We start from the raw sequence: 22,049 nt of genomic DNA, 5'->3' as shown, positions 1-22,049 counted from the left end.
GCTGCGGGTGGAACTCCCCCTCTGTACCGGTGCCTGAGAGTTTCACGACGCCCGGCCAGGGGCGGCGCTTTCACCGTGGGCGGCTGCGTCTGCGCGGAACCGGTCTCGATACGCCGACGATGTCGGCTACTCGACCAGCTTCACGCTGCGAAGCTCTTTCCAGAGCGGCCTGTCGATGCGGTACTCGTACCTGAGAGATTGGCGGGGAGGCTTGCTCCTTCGGTGCCTCCGTGCGGAGGCTCTCCCGCATCGCGTGCGGCCCGATCTTCGATTGTGGGCTCAGCCTAGCAAGCTCGTCCGCCGGTCCGAGTCGACAGACCCTAAGAGCCCATCATCGAGATCGGGATGAGCGCGAACGGAACGAGCATCATCATGAAGCTGAACGCGATCGTCACGAAGATCACCAGCAGGTACGCGGCACTGAGCGCGTATCCGATCACGAGGCCGGCGATCGCCATCTCGCGACCCTGCTGACCGGTCGTCTTCAGCTCGCGCAGCGCCAGGTGGCCGAAGATGACGCCGATGATCGGGATCACGAACGACGAGGCGAGGGCGACGATCGCGAACACGTTGTAGGTGGGCAGCGCGGACGACGCCGGTGCGCTCGCGACGACCGGCTCGACCGGTGCCACGACCTGCGGGACCTCGACCGCGGTCGCGTCGGCGGCGGTCGCCCCGGCCTCGGCGAAGCTCAGCCCGCGCTCCTGCAGTGCATCTTCCAGGATCGCCACCGTGCCCGGTGCGATCCCGCGCACCTCGGCGACCTCGTCGCGCGTCTTGGTGGCGAGGATCTCCAGGCTGGTGAGCCCCTCGGCCTCGAGAGCGCGCCGCGCGGGCGCCGACAGCGGGAGGTCTTCGAAATCGGTCATGTCACCATCCTGACACCGCAAACTGAAGGTTGGGTCAGTTCAGTTCGCGGTCACACGCTGCACACGCGTCCGGTGGCTGCGCACGTTGTCGCCCTGCACCGTCTTGCGTGATGTGCCGCGCACCTCGTCGATCTTGGCGTCGCTCCCGGTGACCGGCTGCGAGGAGATCGCGGTCTCCTTCTCGAACTGGTGCGACTTGTCGGTGTTGCGGTAGTAGCGATAGAGCGCGGCGTAGAGAGCCGCCCCCGACAGGGGTCCGGCGACGAGCAGCCAGCTCGCACCGCCGTCTGAGGATTCGGTCGCCTGGCGAAGGTGGGGCACGGAGGCCAGGAGCCCCGTCGCCAGCTCGAACGCCCCGAACATCGTCTCCATCATGAGCTCACCACCAGGAACGCGATCACCAGGGATTCGACGAAGGTGCCCGCGGTGAGCGCGGCGAGGAGGAGCCGTCCGTGCGAGACCGGCACGCTGCCCATCGTCTCGCCGGTGCGGCCGTTGACGGCGATGTAGTGCACCATGCTCTTGCCTCTCTCGACGTGATGGAACGAGTACAGCCAGACTGGCAAGTACATCGACACCCATTTGGTGCCGTGCACGTCGAGCCGTTCCTGCTCCCACCGAACACCGCGGTCGTACGCCGATACCGAACTCGACACCTCGGAGCGCCCGATCGACAGCAGCTGGTTCTCCAGCGCCGGTTGGAGGTGCTCCACGTCCTGGTCGCGCTTCTCCGAGGTGATCCCGTTGAGGTAGCTCGCGTTCCACCGCACGGCGTTCTTGGTGTCGAACGGCAGGATCGTGTTGATGATGTTGTTCGTGTTCTGCGTCGTGTCGAAGTTCGCACGGTTCTCCGACGACTCGAGGGTGAGGTCATCCACCGTGAAGTCGACTCGGCGCTGCACCCGGTAGACGTCGGCGTCGTAGTACGTCTTCTGGTTGTTTCCCGAGCCGCGCGTGTACTGCCGGGTCTTGATCTCGCCAACGCCCCACACTTCCGCGCTCACGTTGCCGTCCACCACCATGTACGGCATGTAGACGGGCACGACGTTCCCGGGCGTGAACTCGCTCTTGAACCGCGCATGCGCGAACATCCGCCGCTTCTTGGCGAACGCGCTGATCCGTGCGACCGCCTCGTCGTGAGACAGGCTGAACGGCAGGACCGCGTCCGGCACCGCCCCGTTCGGAATCTGCTCGTTGACGGACAGCACATGACGACACCAGTGACAGCGCGAGGTCAGCTGCTCACTCGTGTTGATGACGACCTCGGCCCCGCAGCCCGCGCACTTGAGGGTCAGGACGGCGTCGACCGAGTCGTCGATGTCTGCCGCCCCCGACCCGACGACCGTGCCGGACAGCTGGGTGAGGTCGTCGTCGTTCGACGCCTCCTCGAGCAGGCTCTCGGCCCACTCGTGACGACAGAACAGGCAGATCAGCTTCCCCGCCGACGGACGCAGCTGGATGTCGGTGGACCCGCACCGCGGGCACCGATTCACGCCGTCGGCCAGGTCGGTGTTCTGAGTGCTGAACTCCTCGGGCTTCTCGGGGTGTTGCGAATCCGGCAGTTCGGCTGGCAGTGAACTCGACATCTCGACTACCCCGCGCGCCTAGAGGCCGAGCGCCTTGGCCTTCGCGGCGTCGTAATCCTCCTGCGTGATGAGCCCCGCGTCGAGCATCTCCTTGAACTTCGCGAGCTGAGCCATCGGGTCGTTCGCGGCGGGAGCTGCGGCTGCCGCCGGTGCTGCGGGTGCCGCCGCAGGGGTGCTCTGCGCGCCCACTCCGGGAACGGGCTGCTGGAGGCCGCCGAGGCCGGTGGCTCCGGCTGCCATGCCCATGCCGAAGATGCCGGCGGCGCCTCCCGTCTCACCGGCCGACTCGAAGCCTGCCGCCACCGAGGCCTGCAGGTTCGAGTTGCCGCGAGCGCCCGAGAGCGCGTCGGCGCGCTGCACGTTGCGCAGCAGCTCGCGCGTGTTCTCGTCGTACTCGATCGCGATGATCGCCGTCGACGCGATCTCCAGGCCTCGCGCCGAGGACCACTGGTAGTTCTCTTCAACGGCCGCCGACAGGCTGTGGGCGAATCCGATTGAGTCCTGCTGGATCTTGGTGATGCGGTTGCCCTTGGACGGGTCGTTCGTGTACATCGAGAAGGCGGGCGCGAGCGACCCGACGACCTCGTTGAACAGCTGCGATGCGGCGTCGTTCTCGATGTCGGTGAAGTCGAAGACCTGACCGGGCTCGAGATACTTGGCGGGGACGAACGCCTTCACGAACAGGATCGGGTCGACGATCTTCATCGTGTAGGTGCCGCGCGTGATCGCGCCGACCTGGGCGTTCATGTACGCGTCGTCCCAGTAGATCTCCGACTGCGTGCCGAAGCGGTTGTTCGGAAGCTCCTTGAGTGCCACGAAGTAGGCGCGCTGCTGCGATCCCGGCCGCCCGCCGAACTTGAACCGCTCCCACGAGGTCGTGATCAGGGGGCTGACGATGCCGTTGCCGGCGAAGATGGACTGCGAGTCCTGCGCCTCGCTGCTCCACTCATACGCTCCCGCCTCAGCCGCGAAACCGGTGATGGCGCCGTCCTGCATGAGGATCAGCCCGTAGCCCTCGGGGACGAGGATCTTGCTGCCGTTCGAGATGATGCTGTCGGAGGCCTTGGTGTTCGAACCGCGACCAGCGTTCTGACCCTGTGGGACCGCCGCGACGAGTGCCGCAGTCGGCGCGAGGCCGGTCGGAACGGTGTAGAAGTCCTTCCACTGATCCGCGAGTGTTCCGCCGAGTGCGCCGATCGCTGCCTGGATGAGTCCCACTGTTCGCTCCTGTCTCGAGAGGTGTGTGCGTCTGAAATGGGGTCGCCATACGGGAGGGCGCACTGCCGCTCAACCGTGGAGAAGATCCATCGTTCGACCTCACTCCTGAAGCAACGCGCACGCACAAGTACTTTTCAGAGCGCACCCAGCCTAGTTGAGTGCCGCTCGCTCCTGGCAAGCGGGGCGGCTTGTCGCGCCCATGACCCCGGAGCCCGGGGACGGCGGCGCGACCGTGACAGTCGAGGTTCCGCGATCGCGGATTGGCGACGTCGCGCGAACATGCCTCACTTTGGTGAGACGTGCCCGGTACCCTGAGCGGCGATGACCGACGAGAAACGCCCACCGCTGTCACCGCAGCTGACCGGCGCTGAACTGCTCCGCTGGTACTGGCTCAAGGACGAGTTGATGGACTTCGCGCGTCGGCTCGGCGTCCGGACCACCGGCGGCAAGGAGATCCTGGCCCAGCGAATCGCCGCGAAGCTCGACGGCATTTCTTTCGAGGAGCCGCAACCGGCCCAGCGCACGGCCCGCGCACAACTGGACGGCCCGCTGACGCCCGAGACGGTGATCCCGAAGGGCCAACGCTGCAGTCAGGTCGTCCGCGCCTGGTTCGTCGAGCAGGTGGGAGCATCCTTCGGGTTCGATGCCGAGATGCGCGCCTTCTTCGCGGGCTCCGACGGCACGCAGACCCTGCAAGACGCGCTCGACCACTACGGGGCAACGCGCGGGCGCGACCCCCAGACGATCGATGCCCAATTCGAGTACAACCGGTTCACCCGCGCCTGGCACGCGGCCAACCCCACGGGAACCCGCGAGGAGCTGCTGCACGCCTGGCGGCGCTACCGGGAGCGCCCGGTCGACGAGCGCGGGCGTGCGTGAGCCCGCGAGTTCGCGAGGGGCTGTGACTACGCGGACTTCTTGACGACGCTCGACTTGAGCTGCATCTGACCGAAGCCAGGCACCTTCGCGTCGATGTCGTGATCGCCGACGCCGTCGGAGATCAAGCGGATGCCGCGGACCTTCGTGCCGACCTTCACGACTCCCCCGCCCGCACCCTTGACCTTGAGGTCTTTGATGATCGTGACGGTGTCGCCGTCTTCGAGGACGTTGCCGACCGCATCCGTGATCGCGGGAGCCTCGGCCGGGTCGTCTTCATCGCCCGACTCGGCGCTGAGCATCCACTCGTGAGCGCACATCGGGCACACCAGCAGCGACCCCGACTCGTACGTGTAGCTCTCGGCACACGCCGGGCAGGCCGGCAGTGCCTCAGACATTGAAGCGGAACTCGACCACGTCGCCGTCCTGCATGACGTAGTCCTTGCCCTCGATTCGGGCCTTGCCCTTGGCGCGAGCCTCAGCGATCGACCCGGTCGCGACCAGATCGTCGAAGGAGACGATCTCGGCCTTGATGAAGCCCTTCTCGAAGTCGGTGTGGATGACGCCCGCCGCCTGCGGTGCCTTCCAGCCCTTGCCGATGGTCCAGGCGCGCGCCTCCTTCGGGCCCGCCGTGAGGTAGGTCTGAAGGCCCAAGGTGTCGAAGCCGATGCGCGCCAGCTGGTCGAGCCCCGACTCCTCCTGCCCGGTCGAAGCGAGCAGCTCGGCCGCATCCTCCGGGTCGAGGTCGATCAGCTCGGACTCGATCTTCGCGTCGAGGAACACCGCCTGCGCGGGCGCGACGACGGCGGCGAGCTCCGCCTTCTTGGCGTCGTCGGTCAGCACCGCCTCGTCGACGTTGAAGACGTAGATGATCGGCTTGGCCGTCATCAGCCCGAGCTCCTTGATCAGGTCAAGGTCGACACCGGTGGCGCGCGACAGCGGCGTGCCAGCGTCGAGCGCCTTCTGCGCGGCGAGCGCCGCCTCCAGCACCGCCGGGTCGGCTTTCTTGCCCTTGACCTCCTTCTCGAGACGCGCGATCGCCTTCTCGAGAGTCTGCAGGTCAGCGAGCGCGAGCTCGGTGGTGATCACCTCGAGGTCGGAGGCGGGGTCCACCCGTCCGGCGACGTGCACGACGTCGTCGTCGGCGAATCCGCGCACCACCTGGGCGATCGCGTCGGCCTCGCGGATGTTGGCAAGGAATTGGTTGCCAAGCCCCTCCCCCTCACTGGCGCCCTTCACGATGCCGGCGATGTCAACGAACGACACGGCAGCCGGCAGGATGCGCTCGCTGCCGAAGATCTCGGCGAGCTTCGCGAGCCGCGGGTCGGGCAGGTTCACCACGCCGACGTTCGGCTCGATCGTGGCGAACGGGTAGTTCGCCGCGAGCACGGAGTTCTTGGTGAGCGCGTTGAAGAGCGTTGACTTGCCGACGTTGGGCAGTCCGACGATGCCGATAGTGAGAGCCACGAGGGTCGAGCCTACCGGCGCTCACTCAAGCGTCACACCGCGGTCGTACGCGAGGTCGAGCAGGTCGAGCGCCACGAACGCGGCGATGCGCTCGTCGCGCCCCACGTGATAGTTCGGGCCCGGCCGATGCGTCGCGGCATCCTCTGCCAGTCGGGTGCTCAACGACGACGCCAGCTCGGACCACGCGGCGTCGCGCGCCTGCTCGACGATTCGCTCCAGGAACTCGCGATCCACGGCATCGGCTTCGAGCGCCGCGGCGAGCCCCGTGAGCACCGGGCCACGGCGGACGGAGTGCTGACCCGCGCGCTCGTACTCGGCCGCCGCGCGCTGCTGCTGCGCGAGCTGCTCGAGCGTCTCGCGCGCGAACGCCCGCAGCTGCACCGGATCGAAGCTCCGCCGCTCCCCCGCCGCCACCACGATGATGCGATTCTTGACCGCCATCCGCACGGCCGCATGCGCGACCATGCGTGCCTCATCCACCAGCGTCGCCAGCGGCGGGCGCGGCGAAGGCGCGGGTGCTCGGTAGCGCCCGATGATCCTGCGCGGCGCGCGCTTGCGGAAGAAGGCCATCGTCTCCATTGTCGTCCCTTCTCGGCGCGCTCACCGGCCGAGGTCGGCGGTGCGTGCGAGAGTCGGAACGTGCCGCTGGACTTCACCGCAATCGACTTCGAGACCGCCAACGGTTCACGCGCCAGTGCCTGTTCGGTCGGTCTCGTCAAGGTGCGCGACGGTCGGGTGGTCGACAAGACCGGCTGGCTGATCCGTCCGCCCGCAGGCCACGACGAGTTCGCCCCCTGGAACATCACGATCCACGGCATCACCGCCGACATGGTCACGGGAGCCGCCGGCTGGGCGGAGCAGCTGGATGACCTGCTCGCCTTCACCGACGGCGACGACCTGGTGGCCCACAACGCGGGCTTCGACATCGGCGTGATCCGCGGCGGCTGCGAAGCGACCGGACTCGCGATCCCCCAGCTGCGCTACCTGTGCAGTCTCCAGGTCGCGCGACGCACCTACCACCTCGAGTCGTACCGACTGCCGAGCGTCGCCCTGGCCGCCGGCTTCGACGACTTCTCGCACCACGAGGCGCTCGCCGATGCGGAAGCGTGCGCGGCGATCATGGTCCACGCGGCCGCGCGCCACGGCGCCGCCAGCCTCGACCAGCTCGCCGAGCTCTCGGGGGCTCGCCTCGGCGTGATGGCGCCAGCCGCGGCGGCCAGCGTCTCCTAGCCGACCCCGCGGCTCAGTACCGGGTGTGCTTGCCGCCGTCGACGATGAGATCCTCGCCGGTGACGAATCGTGCGGCGAGCAGCGCGAGCACCGCGTCCGCGACGTCGGCTGCGGTCGCGACGTGGCCCAGAGGAATCTCTGCCGCCTCACGCTCCCACGACGCCTGCGCCGTGTCGGCGCCGACCAGCCCCTCCATCCAGCGCGAGCGAATCGACCCCGGCGACACCGAGTTCACGCGAACCTCGGGAGCGAGAGCACGCGACAGGCCTCGCGTCAGCTGAAGGAGCCCCGCCTTGCTCACGCCGTACGGGATCGACGAGCCGACGCCGAAGTGCCCGGCGACCGAGGCGACGTTCACAATGGCGCCGGATCGCACCTTCAGGAGCGGGGCCGCAGCACGGGCGCAGTAGAAGGCTCCCTTGATGTTGACGTCGACGACGCTCGCCCAGTCGTCATCCGTGACGGCGTCGAGGTCGTCGAAAGGGATCAGTCGCGTGGTGCCCGCGTTGTTGACCAGGAAGTCGAGTTCGCCCCAGCGCTCGGTGATGTCGGCGAACAGCGAGCGGACGGCCGTCTCGTCGCGCACATCGGCCTTGATCGCGATGGCCTCGACCGTGTCGCTGCTGAGCTCCGCGGCGAGCGCCTCCGCCTCCGTCGACGAGCGTGAGTAGACGATCGCAATCCGCGTCGAACCGCGCGCGACCAGCCCGCGGCACACCTCGGCTCCGACTCCGGTGCCGCCGCCCGTGACGACGGCGCTGCGGCCTGCCCAGGGTTGCGCCAGCTGCTCGACCTGCTCGACCATGCGACCTCCTCCTGGCGACCGCGACGTCGCCCGTGGGCCACGCTAGCGGACCGGCGCCAGGCTGAGCGGGTCAGTCGGCGCCCGGCGGATCCAGCAGCAGGCCGACCCGCTCCTCGAGGTACGGCGCGAGCGGCGTCGGCGTCGCGCCTGCCGCCCACACCACGCCGACCCCCTCCGCGGTCGCCGCGAGCGGAGGCTCGAGCACCTCGGCCGCCAGGTCGAGGGGGCGCGCGCCGACGACGATGGTCTGTCCCGGAGCGATCCCCGCGCGCGCGGCGAGACGCCGCAGCTCGTTGCGTTCGAGCGCCGAATTCGACCGGAAGTTGGGATGCGTCGGCGGCGTCACGACCAGCACCTGGCCCGTCGCGTACATCGTCCCCGTCTCATCGAGACAGAGGGCGCCCACCCGCCAGACCTCTCCGCGCGGCACCATCCGCCACGAGCCGCGCCGAAGCCCCCGTCCGCGAACCAGGTCGACCCGGAGCTCCGAACTTGCGCCCGCGGCGGCGAGGCGCGCGACCGCGGCGCGCACCGCATCCACGACGTCAGTTCTGCGGGAAGCCCAGGTTGATGCCACCGTGGCTCGGGTCGAGCCAGCGGCTGGTGATCGCCTTCTGCCGGGTGAAGAAGTGGATCGCGTCCGGCCCGTACGCCTTGGTGTCGCCGAACAGCGAGTCCTTCCAGCCGCCGAACGAGAAGTAACCCACGGGCACCGGAATCGGCACGTTGATGCCGACCATGCCGACCGTCACCTCGCGCTGGAAGCGGCGCGCAGCACCGCCATCGTTGGTGAAGATCGCCGTGCCGTTGCCGTAGCGGCTCGAGTTGATGAGCGCGAGACCCTCCTCGTAGGAGGCGACGCGCACGACACTCAGCACCGGGCCGAAGATCTCGTCGGTGTAGACCTTGGAGCTCGTCGGCACCTTGTCGACCAGGGTCGGGCCGAGCCAGAAGCCGTCCGCCTCGCCGTCCACCTCGATGCCGCGGCCATCCACGACGATCTCGGCGCCGTCGGCCGTCGCCACGTCGAGGTAGCCCGCGACCTTGTCGCGGTGCTCCTTCGTGATCAGCGGCCCCATGTCGCAGCCGCGGGTGCCGTCGCCGACCTTCAGGGTCGACATGCGCTCGGTGACCTTCGCGATCAGCTCGTCGGCGACGGGCTCGACCGCGACGACGACGGAGATCGCCATGCAGCGCTCACCTGCCGAGCCGAAGCCCGCGTTGACCGCCGAGTCGGCGACCAGGTCGAGGTCGGCGTCGGGCAGCACCAGCATGTGGTTCTTCGCACCGCCGAGCGCCTGGACGCGCTTGCCGTTGGCCGAGGCCGTCTCGTAGATGTACTTCGCGATGGGGGTCGAGCCGACGAAGCTGATCGCGGCGATGTCGGGGTGGGTGAGCAGGGCATCCACGCTCTCCTTGTCGCCGTGCATCACGTTGAAGACGCCATCCGGGAGACCGGCCTCCTTGAGCGCCTCGGCCATCCAGATCGCCGCCGACGGGTCCTTCTCGCTCGGCTTCAGCACGACCGTGTTGCCGAGCGCGATCGCGATCGGGAAGAACCACATCGGCACCATCGCCGGGAAGTTGAAGGGGCTGATGATGCCGACGACGCCGACCGGCTCGTGCACCGAGTAGACGTCGACCCCGGTGGAGACGTTCTGGCTGAACTCGCCCTTCGCCAGGTGCGGGATGCCGCAGGCGAACTCGATGACCTCGAGTCCGCGCGCGATCTCGCCGAGCGCGTCGGAGGTGACCTTGCCGTGCTCGCTGGTCAGGATCGCGGCGAGGTCGCCCTTGCGCGCGTTGACGATCTCACGGAACGCGAAGAGCACCTGCTGGCGCTTCGCCCAGCTGGCCTCGGCCCAGGCCGGGAGGGCCGCCTTGGCGGTCTGGACGGCGACATCGACGTCAGCCGTGGAGGCGAGACGCACGTCCTTCTGGACGACGCCGCGCGCGGGGTTGTAGACGGGGGCGGTGCGCGTCGATTCGCCGGTGAATGCGGCGCCCGCGACCCAGTGATCGAGGATGTTCGTGGTCATGACGTGAGCCTACGCCCGGAACATTTCCCGAACATTTATCTCCCAGGTTTCGTCCGGGCTGCTCCCGCGCCGCCGCGGCGAGCCGCGGTGTCGGCACCGGGTGCGACCATGGGCGCATGGATCCGATCATCGCTCTGCTTGTCGGCCTGCTGCTCGGTGTCGCGGTCGGTGTGCTCATCGGGGTGCTCGTGACGCGTGCTCGAGCCACGGCCGCGCGCGAGGCGCGCGGCGTGGTCGAAGCGCGGCATCAGGCCGCGCTCGCGGACCTGCGCACCCAGGAGGCCTCGCTTCGCGCCGAGCTCGGCTCCGAGCTGGCGCGCGTGCAGGCGACCGCAGCGGGCCTGCGCGAGCAGGTCGCCGCCCAGCAGGAGCAATACCGCGAGTTCGTCACCCGCACCGAGGTGGAGCGCCGCGAGCGCGAGGAGCACGCGAAGGCCGAGAGCAAGGTGCTGCAGGCTCTCACCCCGGTGCAGGAGACGCTGCGCACGATGCAGGCCAAGGTGACCGAGCTCGAGACGCAGCGCTCACAGCAGCACGGCGAGCTGAGCCAGCAGCTGAAGACCGCCGCCGAATCGGAGGAGCGGCTGCGCGCCACCGCCGAGCAGCTGGCGAGCGCCCTGCGCAACAACGCCACCCGCGGGGTGTGGGGCGAGACGCAGCTGCGCACGCTGGTCGAATCCGCCGGGCTGCTGAACCGCGTCGACTTCACGACCCAGGCGAGCATCACCTCGGAGTCCGGCGCCCGCCGCCCCGACATGGTGCTGAACCTGCCGGGCGGCAAGTCGATCGCCGTCGATTCGAAGGTGCCCTACAACGCCTACATCGAGTCGGCCGCGATCCCCGCCACCGGCGGCCCCGAGCAGGAGGCGCGGCGCCGCGACCTGCTCACCCAGCACGCCAAGCAGGTCAAGAGCCACGTCGACGCCCTCTCGGCCAAGACGTACTGGTCGGGGCTGGAATCGAGCCCCGAGTTCACGATCGCGTTCATCCCCAACGAGTCGCTGCTCTCGACCGCCCTCGACGCCGACCCGACCCTGCTCGAGTACGCCTTCGGCAAGCGGATCGCCCTGGCGAGCCCGGTGAGCTTCTGGGCGGTGCTCAAAACGGTCGCCTTCACCTGGCAGCAGGATGTGCTCACCGAAGACGCCAAGCGCCTGTTCGACCTGAGCCGCGAGCTCTACGGCCGGCTGGCGACCCTCGCCGAGCACGCCGAGAAGCTGCGCCGCTCGATCGATTCGACGGTGACGAGCTACAACAACTTCGCGTCCTCGCTCGAATCACGCGTGCTGGTGACGGCGCGCAAGCTCGACGCGCTCGACGAGTCGAAGGTGCTCGGCGAGCCGAAGCTCGTCGAAGACCGACCGAAGCAGCTCAGCGCGGTCGAACTGGTCGACGAACTGCTCGACGGCGACGCAGCGGGCGACGACACCGAGCGCGACGAGGCCTGAGACTCAGTTCTCGTCGAGCCACTTCTCGACCAGGTGGTCGGCCGTGATGCGACGGATCGTGCCGGAGCGGGCGCGCAGCACGATCGACTCGGTGCGGATGATCGGGCCCTTGCGGCGAACGCCCGCCACCAGGTTGCCGTCGGTGACCCCGGTCGCGACGAAGAAGGTGTTGTCGCCCTTGACGAGCTCGTCGGCCTCGTAGACGTGGTCGAACTTGAGCCCCGCGTCGAGGCCGCGCTGCTTCTCGTCGTCGTCCAGCGGCGCCATGCGCGTCTGGATCAGTCCGCCGAGCGCCTTGATCGCGCACGCCGTCGCGACGCCCTCCGGGCTGCCGCCGGTGCCGATGCAGAGGTCGAGGCGTCCGTCGTAGCTGGCCGCGTCGATGCCGCCGGCGACATCGCCATCGAGCAGCAGTCGCGTGCCCGCGCCCGCGGCACGGATCTCGGCGATCAGCCCCTCGTGGCGCGGCCGGTCGAGCACGCCGACCTGGATCTCGGCGACGCTCTTGCCCTTCGCCTTCGCGATCGCGCGCACGTTCTCGGCGACCGACTGTCGGATGTCGACGACGCCGATCGCCTCGGGTCCGCCCACGATCTTGTCCATGTAGAACACACTCGACGCGTCGAGCATCGAGCCGCGGTCGGCTGCGGCGATCATCGAGATCGCGTTGCGTCGACCGGAGGCGGTGAGCGAGGTGCCGTCGATCGGGTCCACCGCGATGTCGCAGGCCGGGCCGCGGCCGTTGCCGACGACCTCGCCGTTGAACAGCATCGGTGCCTTGTCCTTCTCTCCCTCGCCGATGACGACGGTGCCGGCGAAGTTGACCGTGCCGAGGAACTTGCGCATCGCATCCACCGCCGCACCATCGGCGCCCAGCTTGTCGCCGTGACCGATGAACGGGGTCGCGCGGATGGCGGCGGCCTCGGTCGCGCGCACCAGCTCCATCGCGAGGTTGCGGTCGGGGTGGAGGAACAGAGTTCCGGTTTCGGTGGTCACCATGGGGCATCCGTTTTCGTCGTCGTGAAAGGGCGGGGATGCGCGATGGTGGCGAACGCGCTCCTCCAGCCTATCGGGCTGCGGGCCGGGCACGAGCGAGAGGGTGCGCCGGTGGTGGCCGACGCACCCCCTCAGGGGTGATGCGGGTCAGAGCCCCGCGGCACTCACCACGGCCCAGAGCAGGCTCACGAGCAGGAAGCCCGCGACGCCGAGAACGGTGGTGAGCACGGTCCAGGTGCGCAGTCCGTCGGCGACGCTCAGCCCGAGGTAGCGCGTGACCACCCAGAAGCCGGAGTCGTTGACGTGCGAGAGGCCGAGCGCGCCGAACGCGATCGCCATGGCGATGAGCGCGACCTGCACGACCGAGAACTCCCCGTCGGCCACCGTCGCGGCCAGCAGGCCTCCCGTGGTGAGGATCGCGACCGTCGCCGAGCCCTGCGAGGCGCGCAGCACGAGCGCGACGAGGAAGCCGAGCACGAGGATCGGCAGGCCGGTCGAGGCCATCGTGTCGGCGAGAGCCTTGCCGACACCGCTCTCGGTGAGGATGCGCGCGAACGCGCCGCCGGCACCGGTGACGAGGATGACGATCGCGGCGGGCGGCAGCGCCGCCTCCATGACCTGTCCCGTGTGCGCCAGCGACCAGCCGCGGCGCACCGTCAGCAGGAAGAACGCGAGCACGAGCGCGACAAGCAGCGCGAACACCGGCGAGCCGATGAAGGCGAAGAACGGACGCATCGCGTCGCCAGCGGGCAGCACCGTGGTCGCCACGGTGCCGAGCATGATGAGCGCGAGCGGCACGAGGATGAGCGTGAGGATGGTGCCCGCGGTCGGCGGCGCCTCGGTCTTGGTGAGCGTGCCCGTGCGTCCCGAGCCGGAACCGCCGGTCGGCTCCGTCGACTCCGAGCCGAAGGCGGCGAACTGCGCGGCGGTCGCCGGAAGCATCGTGAACTCGCGACGGTTCAGGAACTTCGCGACGTAGTGCGCGAGCACACCGAGCGGAATCGCGACCGCGAGGCCGATGATCGTCACCCAGCCGAGGTCCGCGCCCAGCAGCGCGGCACCGCCGACGATGCCCGGGTGCGGCGGCACGGCCACGTGGACGGCGAGCATGATGCCTGCGACGGGCAGCCCGAACTTCACCGGGTTGACGCCGGCCGCCTTGCAGAAGCCGTAGATGATCGGCACCAGGATGATGAAGCCGACGTCGAAGAAGACCGGGATCGCCAGCACGAGGGCCGCGGCGGTCAGCGCGGCCGAGACGCGCTTCGGTCCGAGCAGCGAGGTGAAGCGGCCGGCGAGGCTGGAGGCGCCGCCGGAGACTTCGATCAGGCGGCCCAGCATGGCGCCGAGCGCCACGAGGATCGCGACCGAGCCGAGCGTGCCGCCCATGCCGGCGACGATCGCCTGAATGATGCCGAGCCGCTCGGGGGTGTCCTCCGTCGCCGCGACCGTGGTGAGCGGAATGCCCGCGGCAAGGCCGACGAGCAGGCTCACGAGCAGCAGCGCCACGAAGGCCTGCACCTTGAACTTGATGATCAGCACCAGCAGCAGGGCGATTCCTGCTGCCGCAATGCCGAGAAGGACAGGGGTATCCATGCGGGGTGTCTCCTTTGACTTTCGGTTGATGAAGGGTGGTGCTGTCGGATCAGGTCGTGGTGGGCGCGATCACGGTGATCACGGCCGAGTCATCGAGCGCCGCCGAGCCCTGAGCGGCGCCGAGAAGGTAGAGCTGCTCCGCGGCCGACGCCACCGGCGTCGGAAGGCCCGCGGTGCGTGCGGCACTGGTGACGATGCCCATGTCCTTGACGAAGATGTCGAGGCGGCTGAGCACCTCGGCTCCGCCATCGCGGTAGGCCTCGAGCATGCGCGGCCCGCGGTTGGCGAGCATGAACGAGCCGGCGGCGCCGGCCGCGAGCGTCTCCAGAGTCTTCTCGGTGTCGAGTCCGAGCCGGTCGGCGAGTGCGAGCGCCTCCGCCGCGGCGGCGATGTGAACGCCGCAGAGCAGCTGGTTGACGGTCTTGAAGGCCTGGCCGTCGCCCGGCTTGTCGCCGATGATCGTCAGGGTCGAGGCGAGGCGCTCGAGCACCGGCATCGCCCGCTCCCGCGCGCTCGGCTCGGCGCCGACGACGATGAGCAGATCGCCCTGGCCCGCGCGAGCCGGTCCTCCGGACAGCGGCGCGTCGACGAGCTGGATTCCGAGGTCGGCAAGCCGCGCGGCGACGTCGATGACGTCGTCGATTCCGACCGTGCTCGTCATGATCACGACGGCGCCGGCACTGAGCGACGCGGCGATCCCGGCCGAGCCGAAGAGCACCTCTCGCAGCTGCTCGCCGTTGCGGACCGCCAGCAGCACCGCATCCGCCCCGCTCACCGCGCTCGCGGCGCTGGTGTGCGGCGTGATGCCTGCGGCTTCGGCGAGTTCGAGTCGCGCGGGGGCGATGTCGAAGCCGTTGACGCTGAGCTGGCTGGCCAGGCGCGTCGCCATGGGCAGTCCCATGGCGCCGAGTCCGAGCGCGGCGACGGTGTAGGGGGTCGACGTTGACATGGTTTCTCTTCTCGTGAGGTTCAGGCCGCGACGGGCACGGAGGTGTGGGACAGGATGCGGACGACGTCGGCGAGCGACTCGTCATCGCCGACGTTGCCGGCGAACACGATGTACGGAATGCCCTTGGCGGGGCCGTCGACCGGCTCCCACAGCGACACCAGCCCGGGAAGCATGGGGCCGCGCACGATCGCGTGGCGGATGCTCAGGCCGTGTGCGGCGACGTCGCTGGAGGTGATCCCGCCCTTCGCGATCACGAAGCGCGGCGGGCGAGCCGCGAGCACGCGCTGCACGAGGTCGACGACGGCCGCCGAGACTCGGCGTGAGATCTCGAGGCTCTCGTCCGCATTGTCGGTGCGGCGCAGCAGTCGGCTGGTGTGGACGACCACGTCGCCCTCGCCGAGGCTCGAGACGATGTCGGCGACGAGGCCCGCGATGTGGCCTTCGGCGGCGTTCTCATCGAGGACGCGCTCGACATCGATCTCGGCGATGCGCGCGAGCGGCTGACGAGCGGTGAGCCGGTCGAGCTGGCGGGTCGTGAGCCCCACATGCGAGCCCACCACGATGAGGCCTCCGACGGCGTCCGAGCCGGCATCGCCGTAGACGTCGGTCGCGGTCAGCGGCGCGTGCGGTGCCTGGCCGACACGGGCCCGCACGAACGGCGGGCCGACCCGGTAGAGCAGGTTCTTGCCCGCAGCCTCGGCGGCGGCGAGACCGAGCGCGAGGGCGCGCAGATCGTTCTCCGTCACGATGTCGACCACGACGGGAGCGGAGTCGCTGAGCCCGGCCAGCACGTCGGCGATGCCTTCGGCTCCACCGCGCACGATGTCGAGGGTGAGGGCGGTGACGCCGTCGGCCTTCCAGCGACCGGCCGACTTCTCTTCGACGTAGGCGCGCAGGTCGGAGTGGGCGAAGCCGAAGGTGGCGTCTCGCGCGAACTCCGTCTCGGCGACCGGAGTGAGGCCGTCGGCGGTGCGCATGTAGTGGACGGAGTCGATGGTGATGCGCCCGGCATCGGGGAACGCGGGAACGATGATGACGGCGTCGACGGCGCGACCGGTGACATCGAACGCGGTGGCGGCGAGCACATCCGTCTCGAGCGGGTAGTGCCCACGCAGCGTCGAGTCGCTGCGGCTCGCGAACGAGACCGACACGCCGCTGCGCTCGGCGGCGGCCAGCGCGTTCACGACGATCTGCTGGTTGCGCTCGGCCGCGGTGTCCTCGGCCAGGCTGCGCGTGTTGGTGAGCACGTAGACGGCGGGGGCGCTCTGGCGGAAGGCCCAGGCGAAATCGTCCGGCTCCCACGCGGTCAGCACCGGGAGTCCGGCAACGGACTGGGTGCCGGTGGGGTCGTCGTCGAGGACGACGAGAACGGAGGCGGCGGCCACGGCCTGGTCGGCGACCTGCTGCGGATCGATCTCCGTCTCGCGGGGATACCCGGCGAGGAGGTCGTGCTCGGTGACCATCACATACTCCCTTGTAGTCTGATGTCAGACATCTTATTGCGAAGCATGACGAAGTCAAGCCCGGCATCCGAGCGGGCGGATGCGGCGGGCGCGGCCCGTGCGCGCAGACCGGCTAGGAGTTGGCGAGCACGTAGTGGCGCAGATCATCCGAGGTCTGCGTCATGTGCGCATCCATCGCGATGCGCGCGCGCTCGGCGTCCCCCGACGTCACCGCCTCCAGCACGGCGGTGTGCTGGGCGATCGCGTTGGCCTGGATCTGGGGCACCGCCGAGGTCTGCTCGCGCTTCTCCCGCATCACGCGCGCGAGAGGGTCGAAGATCACCCCGACGAAGACATTGCCCGTGGCATGGAAGATGACCTCGTGGAAGGCGATGTCGGCCGCGACGAACGCCTCGAGGTCGTTCGCCTCATGCGCCCGGCGCATCTCGGCGAGGTGACCGTCGAGGGCGGCCAGATCCGCCTCGGTGCGCCGCGTCGCGGCCAGTGCCGCCGAGCCGGTCTCGATCATGCGGCGCACCTCGACCAGCTGCAGCGACGTCTCACCCTTGTCCGCGCCGTGCGACGCTATCCGCAGCACCGGCGCGACGTCGGTCCACTGCGAGACGGGAGTCACGTAGGTGCCGCGCCCGGGAACCACCCGCACGACGTTCTGCGCCTGCAGGGTCTTCAGTGCCTCGCGCACCGTCATCCGGCTGACGTCGTAGGTCTCACAGAGCACCGCCTCCGTCGGCAGCGCGTCATCGACGGCGAGCTCGCCGCTGACGATCTGGTCCAGCAGCGCATCCGCGACCACGCTTACGAGCGATTTCCGTGCCACTGCCTGCCACCTCCCGCGCGCCGATCGAATCGCGCCCAGTGTATCTAGCGCTCGATGTGGTCGAGATGCAGCATGCGCGCGAGGTTCTTGTCGAGCTCCTCGTCGCTGAACACCTTCTTCCAATCCTCCTTGATGATCGCCTCCTTGCCGTAGTCCATCGCGATCAGGCAGGCGTCGCTGAACGGGTTGTCGCCCTTGAGCGTGTTGGCGAGGGCGACCTGGGTGTGTCCGAGCAGGATCGCTCGCGCTGCGGGCTCCGGAACGCCCATCGTGTTGACGGCTTCGTCGAGGGACTCCTTGAGCAGCGCGCCCACCATGCAGGCAATGGTCTCAACGAGGGTCGGCTCGAGCTGAGCGAGCTGCTTGACGGTCACCCAGTGCACGTCGACGACGGGCGCGAAGATCACCCGCACGACGGTCTCGAGCATGTCCCGCTTGGCCGGGTCATCCGACTCGATGGCCGCGATCGCATCCTGCTTGGCCGCGATGCCGCCGAAGGTGTCGGCGTACTCCTCAGGGGTGTAGCGCTCGACGAACACGGACGGGTGGCACGGGTGCGTCACCCCCTGGATGATGTCGTCCCGCGTGGTGAGCAGGCCCGCGTAGGCGGCCGCCGGGTCGAGCGTGAGGGCGATCGCGCCCGACTTCATCAGCGGAACCAGCTCCGCCGTCACCGCCTTGAGGGCGAGGTCGGGAACAGCGAACACGACAACATCGGCGTCGCGCACCGCCTCACTGCCCTCGGTCAGCGTGCGGCCGGCGCCGGTCACGCGCTCCTGACCGGCCGGCGACACCTCGCTGTAGGTCACGGGGTGGGCGGTCTTCACGAGGTTGTTGGAGACGCGCATCCCCATCTTCCCCCCGGCGCCGATCACGGCGATCTTGACGTTCTCGACGGTGCTGGTCATGAGTGCTCCTTGAGGTAGGCAACGCTGTGGGCGGTCCACGCGTCTTCGAGGGTGAGTGTCTCGCCGAGCGAGCCGGTGTAGGGCAGCCAGTGCTCCACGATGCGGTTGACGCCGCGCGACTCCGGGTCGACGGTCGTCATGAGGTGGTCGTAGTCGAGCAGTCCTTCGCCGAGCAGGGCACCCGCGAAGGTGAACCCGACCCAGCCGGGCTGCCGTTGGAACGCGAAGTCCTTGACGTGCAGGTTCTTGACGTGCGGGGCGCAGCGCTCGACGATGTCGCGCGGGTTCTCGAGCGCGGCGACGCCGTTGCCCGGATCGAGGCAGATTCCGAGACGCGGGCTCGCCACCGTCTCGACCAGCGACACGAGGTCGGCGCTGGGCACCTGCTCGTAGGTCTCGAGGGCGAGGTCGACCCCGGCGTCCTCGAAGGCCGGGAGCGCGAGGCGCAGCATCCGCTCAGCCTCCGCGATCGTCGGGCGCGAGTCGGGGGCGAACAGCATGCTGCGCACGACCTCGACCCCGAGAGCGTCGGCGAGATTCAGGAATGTCACCAGGTGATCGGGCGCGACCCCCTTGGTTCCGAGCTCGAGGCGGATGCCGAGGTCATCGGCCGTGGCCTTCAGCGTGCGCAGCTCGGCGGCCGAGAATCCGAGCAGCGGGAGGTAGTCGCAGATCTGGAACACGTCGACCTCGAGCGCGCGGGTGCGCCGCAGCATCTCGGCAAGGTCGATCGGATCACCGGACGACCCATCGGGAAGCGTGCTCTGGTGGTGCCAGAAGAAGGCGTAGGTGCCGAGTCCGATCATGATCGCGCCTCCGCGAGCTCGGCGGCCTCGTCGAGAACGGCGGTGAGCGCCGCGGGGTCGTGGGCGAAGCGCCCGAGGAACAGTCCGTCGGCGTCGCCGTCGAGCCGGGCCAGCAGCCCGGGCCCGGCACTGCCGCCGTAGATCACGGCGCTGCCCGCCCGGCCCGCCCGCGCGGCGAGCGCCGCACCGAGCGCCGCCGTCACCGCGCGAATGTGCTCGACCGGCGCGGGCTCGGGAGCCCCGATCGCCCAGACCGGCTCGTAGGCGATGAGCACGCGCCCCGCGGGCGCGTCATCCAAGGCCACGGAGAGCTGACGCACGGCCTCTGCCGCAGCCTCGGCCGCGGACCCGTGCGCCTCCTCGCCGACGCAGACGAGCGGCACGAGACCGTGACGGAGAGCAGCGGCGCACTTGCGGGCGACGAGCGCATCGTCTTCGCGATAGAGGCGCCGACGCTCGGCGTGGCCGATCTCGGCGACCGCGATCCCCACCTCGGCGAGCTCGGCCGCGGTCACTTCACCGGTGAACGGCCCCGCCTCCTCGGCGGAGACATCCTGCACTCCGACTCGGGCGCGCGTGCCGGAGAGCGCCTCCAGCGCGGGCAGCGCCGCGAGGTAGGAGGGCACCACGATCAGCTCGACCGCGTTCGATGCCACGGCCGGGTGCGCGGCGGCGATGTCGGCGACATGCGCCAGCCAGTCGCGCGCCTCGCGGTGGCCGAAGTACGCCTTCAGGCTGACGGCGACCGTGACAGGAACAATCATCAGCAGGACCCGGTGCTCTCGTACTCCCCGATCAGGGCGACCTTCTCGGCGCTCGCGCTGCTCGTGTCGAAGCGGTAGGTCAGCCACTCGCGGGCGAGCCGGCGTGCCAGCTCGATGCCGACGACGCGCTGACCGAAGCACAGCACCTGCGCGTTGTTGCTGAGCACCGAGCGCTCGACGCTGAACGAGTCGTGCGCCGTGACGGCGCGGATGCCGGGCACCTTGTTCGCGCTGATCGCCACGCCGAGCCCGGTTCCGCACACCAGGAGCGCGCGGTCCGCCTCCCCCCGTCGAACCATCTCGGCGGCCTCGATCGCGACCTTCGGGTAGGCCGTGTGCCCCTCGGCATCGACTCCGACGTCCACGACGGAGGCCACCAGCTCGCTGGCCTGAAGATCCTTCTTGAGGATCTCCTTGTACTCGTATCCGGCGTCGTCGCAGCCGACGACGATGCGCAGGGGCTCAGGCATGGGAATCCTTTCGATCGGTGAGGACGCCGGCGATCGCGGTCGCGATGAGGGCGAAGGAGTGGGCTCCGGCATCCGGGGTCCCGAGGCTCTTCTCGGCGTGGGGCCGCGCTCGACCCATGCGGGGCAGCAGGTCGGCGGTGGCTGCGGCCGCCGCCGTCGACACCTCCGCGGCCTCGCGCCACGCGGCGGCGAGCCCGAGGCCCGCCTCGACCTGCTGCGACAGCGTCGTCGCGAACGGCACGAGCGCGTCGACCATGGTCTTGTCGCCCACCTCGGCCTTGCCGAAGCGCATGATGCCGTCGCGTGCGGCGGCGACACCACGCGCCACGTCGGCAGCGCCGGGAACGGCCCGGTCGCCCAGCTCCGCGGCGACGGCCCGCAGCGCCACCCCCCACAGCGCACCCGAGGTTCCGCCGGCCCGGTTGGCCCAGGCGTCGGCCGCGCGCTCGAGCGCCGTCTGCGCACCCGCCTGCGCGGCGAGCGCCGCCTCGGCCGCCGCGCGGGCGGCGTGCGCTCCGCGCTGCATGCCGATGCCGTGGTCGCCGTCACCGGCGACCGCATCGATGCGACCGAGCTCGGCCGCGTTGTCGTCGACGACGCGCTCCAGCGCTCGCAGGGCATCGACGACGCGTGCCGACACCTCTCGGGATTCGGCGGTGGACTCGGGGATCTCGACGGCCGTGGCGGCCACGACCTCCGCCTCGTCGATCAGTTCGATCGCGCCGACGGATCCGGTGCGGAACGCGGGGCTCTCGCACGCGGCGAGCCAGAGCGGCTCGAGCTCGTCGTCGAGCCAGAGCAGCGTGAGGGAGGCGCCCGCCATGTCGAAGCTCGTGCAGAACTCGCCGACCTGCGGGTCGACGACGACGATGCCGGCGTCGTCCAGCAGTGCGGCGATCCGTCGATAGACCACGAAGAGCTCTTCGTACTTGACTGATCCGAGACCGTTGAGGATGGGCACGACGCGGGCGCCGCGCGGCGACGTGATGCCCTCGGGCAGCTCGCCGAGAAGCGTCTCGACGTAGAGGGCGGCGAGCTCGTCGGCGGTCGGCACGTCGGTCTCGTCGATGCCCGGTTCCCCGTGGATGCCGAGCCCGACCGCCATGCGCCCCTCGGGCACGGTGAACAGCGGTTCGCCAGCGCCCGGCAGCGTGCATCCGCTGAACGCGACGCCGAAGCTGCGGGTTCGGTCGTTGGTGTGCGCGGCGAGGCGGGCGACCTCGTCGAGTGAGGCGCCCGCGTCGGCGGCCGCCGAGGCGACCTTGAAGACGGTCAGATCCCCGGCGATGCCGCGGCGCTTGTGCCGTTCGGTGCGCGGCGCGCTCGAGATGTCGTCGGTGACGACGACGGTGCGCGTGTCGATGCCGTCGGCGCGCAGGCGCTCCTGCGCCTGATCGAAATGGAGCACGTCGCCGGCGTAGTTGCCGTAGCTGAGCAGCACGCCGCCGCCGCGGTGGGCGGCAGCCGCCACCGAGTGCACCTGCTGGGCGGACGGCGAGGCGAAGAGATTTCCCATCGCGGCACCGCTCGCGAGCCCCGGCCCGACGAGTCCGCCGAACGCCGGGTAGTGGCCGGAGCCGCCGCCGATGACGACGGCGACGGTGCCCGGCTCGCTTCGCGTGGCACGAATCACGCCGCCGGGCACGGCACGCACGTGACGGCCGTTCGCGGCGACGAATCCTTCGATCATCTCGTCCGCGAATGCCGCCGGGTCGTTGAACAGGCGGGTCATGTGGTTCTCC

Annotated in this window: 23 protein-coding genes and 2 riboswitches; of the genes, 3 read left to right on the top strand and 20 right to left on the bottom strand. The window is 69.7% G+C overall.

Features of this window, described 5'->3' with window-relative positions; all coding sequences use genetic code 11:
• Positions 1 to 14 precede the first annotated feature (14 nt).
• Positions 15 to 168: riboswitch (glycine riboswitch) on the bottom strand.
• Positions 169 to 257, bottom strand: a riboswitch (glycine riboswitch).
• A gap of 63 nt (positions 258 to 320) precedes the next feature.
• From ACR3ZA_RS11045 to ACR3ZA_RS11030, 4 genes are read right to left on the bottom strand one after another with little or no spacing between them, the layout of a single operon-like run.
• On the bottom strand, positions 321 to 869 hold the full coding sequence (locus tag ACR3ZA_RS11045; RefSeq protein ID WP_473662005.1) for a DUF4190 domain-containing protein: 549 nt from the start codon (positions 867 to 869) through the stop codon (positions 321 to 323).
• Between the two features lie 39 nt (positions 870 to 908).
• The gene (locus ACR3ZA_RS11040; protein WP_473662004.1) at positions 909 to 1,244 is read right to left on the bottom strand and encodes a hypothetical protein; all 336 of its coding nucleotides are present in this window, start codon (positions 1,242 to 1,244) and stop codon (positions 909 to 911) included.
• Complete coding sequence (locus ACR3ZA_RS11035) at positions 1,241 to 2,455, bottom strand: TFIIB-type zinc ribbon-containing protein (RefSeq protein WP_473662003.1); 1,215 nt, start codon at positions 2,453 to 2,455, stop codon at positions 1,241 to 1,243. Before ACR3ZA_RS11035 ends, ACR3ZA_RS11040 begins: the two co-directional genes overlap by 4 nt.
• Before the next feature lie 18 nt (positions 2,456 to 2,473).
• On the bottom strand, positions 2,474 to 3,673 hold the full coding sequence (locus tag ACR3ZA_RS11030; protein WP_473662002.1) for an SHOCT domain-containing protein: 1,200 nt from the start codon (positions 3,671 to 3,673) through the stop codon (positions 2,474 to 2,476).
• 321 nt (positions 3,674 to 3,994) lie between these two features.
• On the opposite strand from ACR3ZA_RS11030, the gene ACR3ZA_RS11025 reads away from it, so the two are divergent.
• Entirely contained in the window at positions 3,995 to 4,552 is a 558-nt protein-coding gene (locus tag ACR3ZA_RS11025; protein ID WP_473662001.1) for a DUF6434 domain-containing protein, read from the top strand.
• 26 nt (positions 4,553 to 4,578) lie between these two features.
• Here the strand turns inward: ACR3ZA_RS11025 and ACR3ZA_RS11020 are convergent, their stop codons facing one another.
• From ACR3ZA_RS11020 to ACR3ZA_RS11010, 3 genes are read right to left on the bottom strand one after another with little or no spacing between them, the layout of a single operon-like run.
• Positions 4,579 to 4,947, bottom strand: a complete 369-nt coding sequence (locus ACR3ZA_RS11020) for a zinc ribbon domain-containing protein YjdM (RefSeq protein ID WP_473662000.1) — start codon at positions 4,945 to 4,947, stop codon at positions 4,579 to 4,581.
• Positions 4,940 to 6,016, bottom strand: coding sequence for a redox-regulated ATPase YchF (gene ychF / locus ACR3ZA_RS11015; RefSeq protein ID WP_473661999.1), 1,077 nt, complete (start codon positions 6,014 to 6,016; stop codon positions 4,940 to 4,942). Before ychF ends, ACR3ZA_RS11020 begins: the two co-directional genes overlap by 8 nt.
• Positions 6,017 to 6,037: 21 nt before the next feature.
• Positions 6,038 to 6,595, bottom strand: a complete 558-nt coding sequence (locus tag ACR3ZA_RS11010; protein WP_473661998.1) for a hypothetical protein — start codon at positions 6,593 to 6,595, stop codon at positions 6,038 to 6,040.
• A 60-nt stretch (positions 6,596 to 6,655) separates the two neighbouring features.
• Here ACR3ZA_RS11010 and ACR3ZA_RS11005 point away from each other — a divergent pair, with 60 nt between their 5' ends.
• Positions 6,656 to 7,246, top strand: a complete 591-nt coding sequence (locus ACR3ZA_RS11005) for an exonuclease domain-containing protein (protein ID WP_473661997.1) — start codon at positions 6,656 to 6,658, stop codon at positions 7,244 to 7,246.
• Positions 7,247 to 7,259: 13 nt separating this feature from the next.
• Here the strand turns inward: ACR3ZA_RS11005 and ACR3ZA_RS11000 are convergent, their stop codons facing one another.
• The 3 genes from ACR3ZA_RS11000 to ACR3ZA_RS10990 all read right to left on the bottom strand — a co-directional run bounded on the left by ACR3ZA_RS11000 (position 7,260) and on the right by ACR3ZA_RS10990 (position 10,090).
• A complete protein-coding gene (locus tag ACR3ZA_RS11000) occupies positions 7,260 to 8,051 on the bottom strand; it encodes an SDR family oxidoreductase (protein WP_473661996.1) in 792 nt (263 codons plus the stop codon).
• 70 nt (positions 8,052 to 8,121) lie between these two features.
• Positions 8,122 to 8,592 carry a hypothetical protein gene (locus ACR3ZA_RS10995; RefSeq protein ID WP_473661995.1) on the bottom strand — a complete coding sequence of 157 codons (471 nt, stop codon included), beginning with the start codon at positions 8,590 to 8,592 and terminating at the stop codon, positions 8,122 to 8,124.
• Positions 8,593 to 8,596: 4 nt separating this feature from the next.
• On the bottom strand, positions 8,597 to 10,090 hold the full coding sequence (locus ACR3ZA_RS10990) for a CoA-acylating methylmalonate-semialdehyde dehydrogenase (protein ID WP_473661994.1): 1,494 nt from the start codon (positions 10,088 to 10,090) through the stop codon (positions 8,597 to 8,599).
• Positions 10,091 to 10,206: 116 nt separating this feature from the next.
• On the opposite strand from ACR3ZA_RS10990, the gene ACR3ZA_RS10985 reads away from it, so the two are divergent.
• A complete protein-coding gene (locus ACR3ZA_RS10985) occupies positions 10,207 to 11,538 on the top strand; it encodes a DNA recombination protein RmuC (protein WP_473661993.1) in 1,332 nt (443 codons plus the stop codon).
• A 3-nt stretch (positions 11,539 to 11,541) separates the two neighbouring features.
• Here the strand turns inward: ACR3ZA_RS10985 and glpX are convergent, their stop codons facing one another.
• From glpX to ACR3ZA_RS10935, 10 genes are all read right to left on the bottom strand, one after another.
• Positions 11,542 to 12,537: a class II fructose-bisphosphatase gene (glpX, locus tag ACR3ZA_RS10980; protein ID WP_473661992.1), complete on the bottom strand. Its 996-nt coding sequence runs from the start codon at positions 12,535 to 12,537 to the stop codon at positions 11,542 to 11,544.
• 144 nt (positions 12,538 to 12,681) lie between these two features.
• Positions 12,682 to 14,130, bottom strand: a complete 1,449-nt coding sequence (locus ACR3ZA_RS10975) for a GntP family transporter (RefSeq protein WP_473661991.1) — start codon at positions 14,128 to 14,130, stop codon at positions 12,682 to 12,684.
• A gap of 49 nt (positions 14,131 to 14,179) precedes the next feature.
• Positions 14,180 to 15,079 carry an NAD(P)-binding domain-containing protein gene (locus ACR3ZA_RS10970; RefSeq protein WP_473661990.1) on the bottom strand — a complete coding sequence of 300 codons (900 nt, stop codon included), beginning with the start codon at positions 15,077 to 15,079 and terminating at the stop codon, positions 14,180 to 14,182.
• A 20-nt stretch (positions 15,080 to 15,099) separates the two neighbouring features.
• Entirely contained in the window at positions 15,100 to 16,542 is a 1,443-nt protein-coding gene (locus tag ACR3ZA_RS10965) for a four-carbon acid sugar kinase family protein (protein WP_473661989.1), read from the bottom strand.
• Between the two features lie 112 nt (positions 16,543 to 16,654).
• A complete protein-coding gene (locus ACR3ZA_RS10960) occupies positions 16,655 to 17,359 on the bottom strand; it encodes an FCD domain-containing protein (RefSeq protein ID WP_473661988.1) in 705 nt (234 codons plus the stop codon).
• Between the two features lie 44 nt (positions 17,360 to 17,403).
• A complete protein-coding gene (locus ACR3ZA_RS10955) occupies positions 17,404 to 18,267 on the bottom strand; it encodes a phosphogluconate dehydrogenase C-terminal domain-containing protein (RefSeq protein WP_473661987.1) in 864 nt (287 codons plus the stop codon).
• Entirely contained in the window at positions 18,264 to 19,073 is an 810-nt protein-coding gene (locus tag ACR3ZA_RS10950; protein ID WP_473661986.1) for a TIM barrel protein, read from the bottom strand. The genes ACR3ZA_RS10955 and ACR3ZA_RS10950 overlap by 4 nt, the downstream gene beginning before the upstream one ends.
• On the bottom strand, positions 19,070 to 19,837 hold the full coding sequence (locus ACR3ZA_RS10945; RefSeq protein WP_473661985.1) for a triose-phosphate isomerase: 768 nt from the start codon (positions 19,835 to 19,837) through the stop codon (positions 19,070 to 19,072). The genes ACR3ZA_RS10950 and ACR3ZA_RS10945 overlap by 4 nt, the downstream gene beginning before the upstream one ends.
• Positions 19,837 to 20,307 carry a ribose-5-phosphate isomerase gene (locus ACR3ZA_RS10940; protein ID WP_473661984.1) on the bottom strand — a complete coding sequence of 157 codons (471 nt, stop codon included), beginning with the start codon at positions 20,305 to 20,307 and terminating at the stop codon, positions 19,837 to 19,839. Before ACR3ZA_RS10940 ends, ACR3ZA_RS10945 begins: the two co-directional genes overlap by 1 nt.
• Positions 20,300 to 22,039, bottom strand: a complete 1,740-nt coding sequence (locus ACR3ZA_RS10935; RefSeq protein WP_473661983.1) for a dihydroxyacetone kinase family protein — start codon at positions 22,037 to 22,039, stop codon at positions 20,300 to 20,302. Before ACR3ZA_RS10935 ends, ACR3ZA_RS10940 begins: the two co-directional genes overlap by 8 nt.
• Positions 22,040 to 22,049 lie beyond the last annotated feature (10 nt).

The organism is Herbiconiux sp. J20-20 (assembly GCF_057365085.1).
Note: the sequence above shows the minus strand (reverse complement) of the source record. Positions and strands in the feature narration are given on the sequence as shown.

Coding starts and splice junctions, on each gene's coding strand:
- ACR3ZA_RS11045 (WP_473662005.1), bottom strand. CDS start 869: ATGACCGATTTCGAAGACCTCCCGCTGTCGGCGCCCGCGCGGCGCGCT.
- ACR3ZA_RS11040 (WP_473662004.1), bottom strand. CDS start 1,244: ATGATGGAGACGATGTTCGGGGCGTTCGAGCTGGCGACGGGGCTCCTG.
- ACR3ZA_RS11035 (WP_473662003.1), bottom strand. CDS start 2,455: ATGTCGAGTTCACTGCCAGCCGAACTGCCGGATTCGCAACACCCCGAG.
- ACR3ZA_RS11025 (WP_473662001.1), top strand. CDS start 3,995: ATGACCGACGAGAAACGCCCACCGCTGTCACCGCAGCTGACCGGCGCT.
- ACR3ZA_RS11020 (WP_473662000.1), bottom strand. CDS start 4,947: ATGTCTGAGGCACTGCCGGCCTGCCCGGCGTGTGCCGAGAGCTACACG.
- ACR3ZA_RS11010 (WP_473661998.1), bottom strand. CDS start 6,595: ATGGAGACGATGGCCTTCTTCCGCAAGCGCGCGCCGCGCAGGATCATC.
- ACR3ZA_RS11000 (WP_473661996.1), bottom strand. CDS start 8,051: ATGGTCGAGCAGGTCGAGCAGCTGGCGCAACCCTGGGCAGGCCGCAGC.
- ACR3ZA_RS10990 (WP_473661994.1), bottom strand. CDS start 10,090: ATGACCACGAACATCCTCGATCACTGGGTCGCGGGCGCCGCATTCACC.
- ACR3ZA_RS10985 (WP_473661993.1), top strand. CDS start 10,207: ATGGATCCGATCATCGCTCTGCTTGTCGGCCTGCTGCTCGGTGTCGCG.
- glpX (WP_473661992.1), bottom strand. CDS start 12,537: ATGGTGACCACCGAAACCGGAACTCTGTTCCTCCACCCCGACCGCAAC.
- ACR3ZA_RS10975 (WP_473661991.1), bottom strand. CDS start 14,130: ATGGATACCCCTGTCCTTCTCGGCATTGCGGCAGCAGGAATCGCCCTG.
- ACR3ZA_RS10970 (WP_473661990.1), bottom strand. CDS start 15,079: ATGTCAACGTCGACCCCCTACACCGTCGCCGCGCTCGGACTCGGCGCC.
- ACR3ZA_RS10965 (WP_473661989.1), bottom strand. CDS start 16,542: ATGGTCACCGAGCACGACCTCCTCGCCGGGTATCCCCGCGAGACGGAG.
- ACR3ZA_RS10955 (WP_473661987.1), bottom strand. CDS start 18,267: ATGACCAGCACCGTCGAGAACGTCAAGATCGCCGTGATCGGCGCCGGG.
- ACR3ZA_RS10950 (WP_473661986.1), bottom strand. CDS start 19,073: ATGATCGGACTCGGCACCTACGCCTTCTTCTGGCACCACCAGAGCACG.
- ACR3ZA_RS10945 (WP_473661985.1), bottom strand. CDS start 19,837: ATGATTGTTCCTGTCACGGTCGCCGTCAGCCTGAAGGCGTACTTCGGC.
- ACR3ZA_RS10940 (WP_473661984.1), bottom strand. CDS start 20,307: ATGCCTGAGCCCCTGCGCATCGTCGTCGGCTGCGACGACGCCGGATAC.
- ACR3ZA_RS10935 (WP_473661983.1), bottom strand. CDS start 22,039: ATGACCCGCCTGTTCAACGACCCGGCGGCATTCGCGGACGAGATGATC.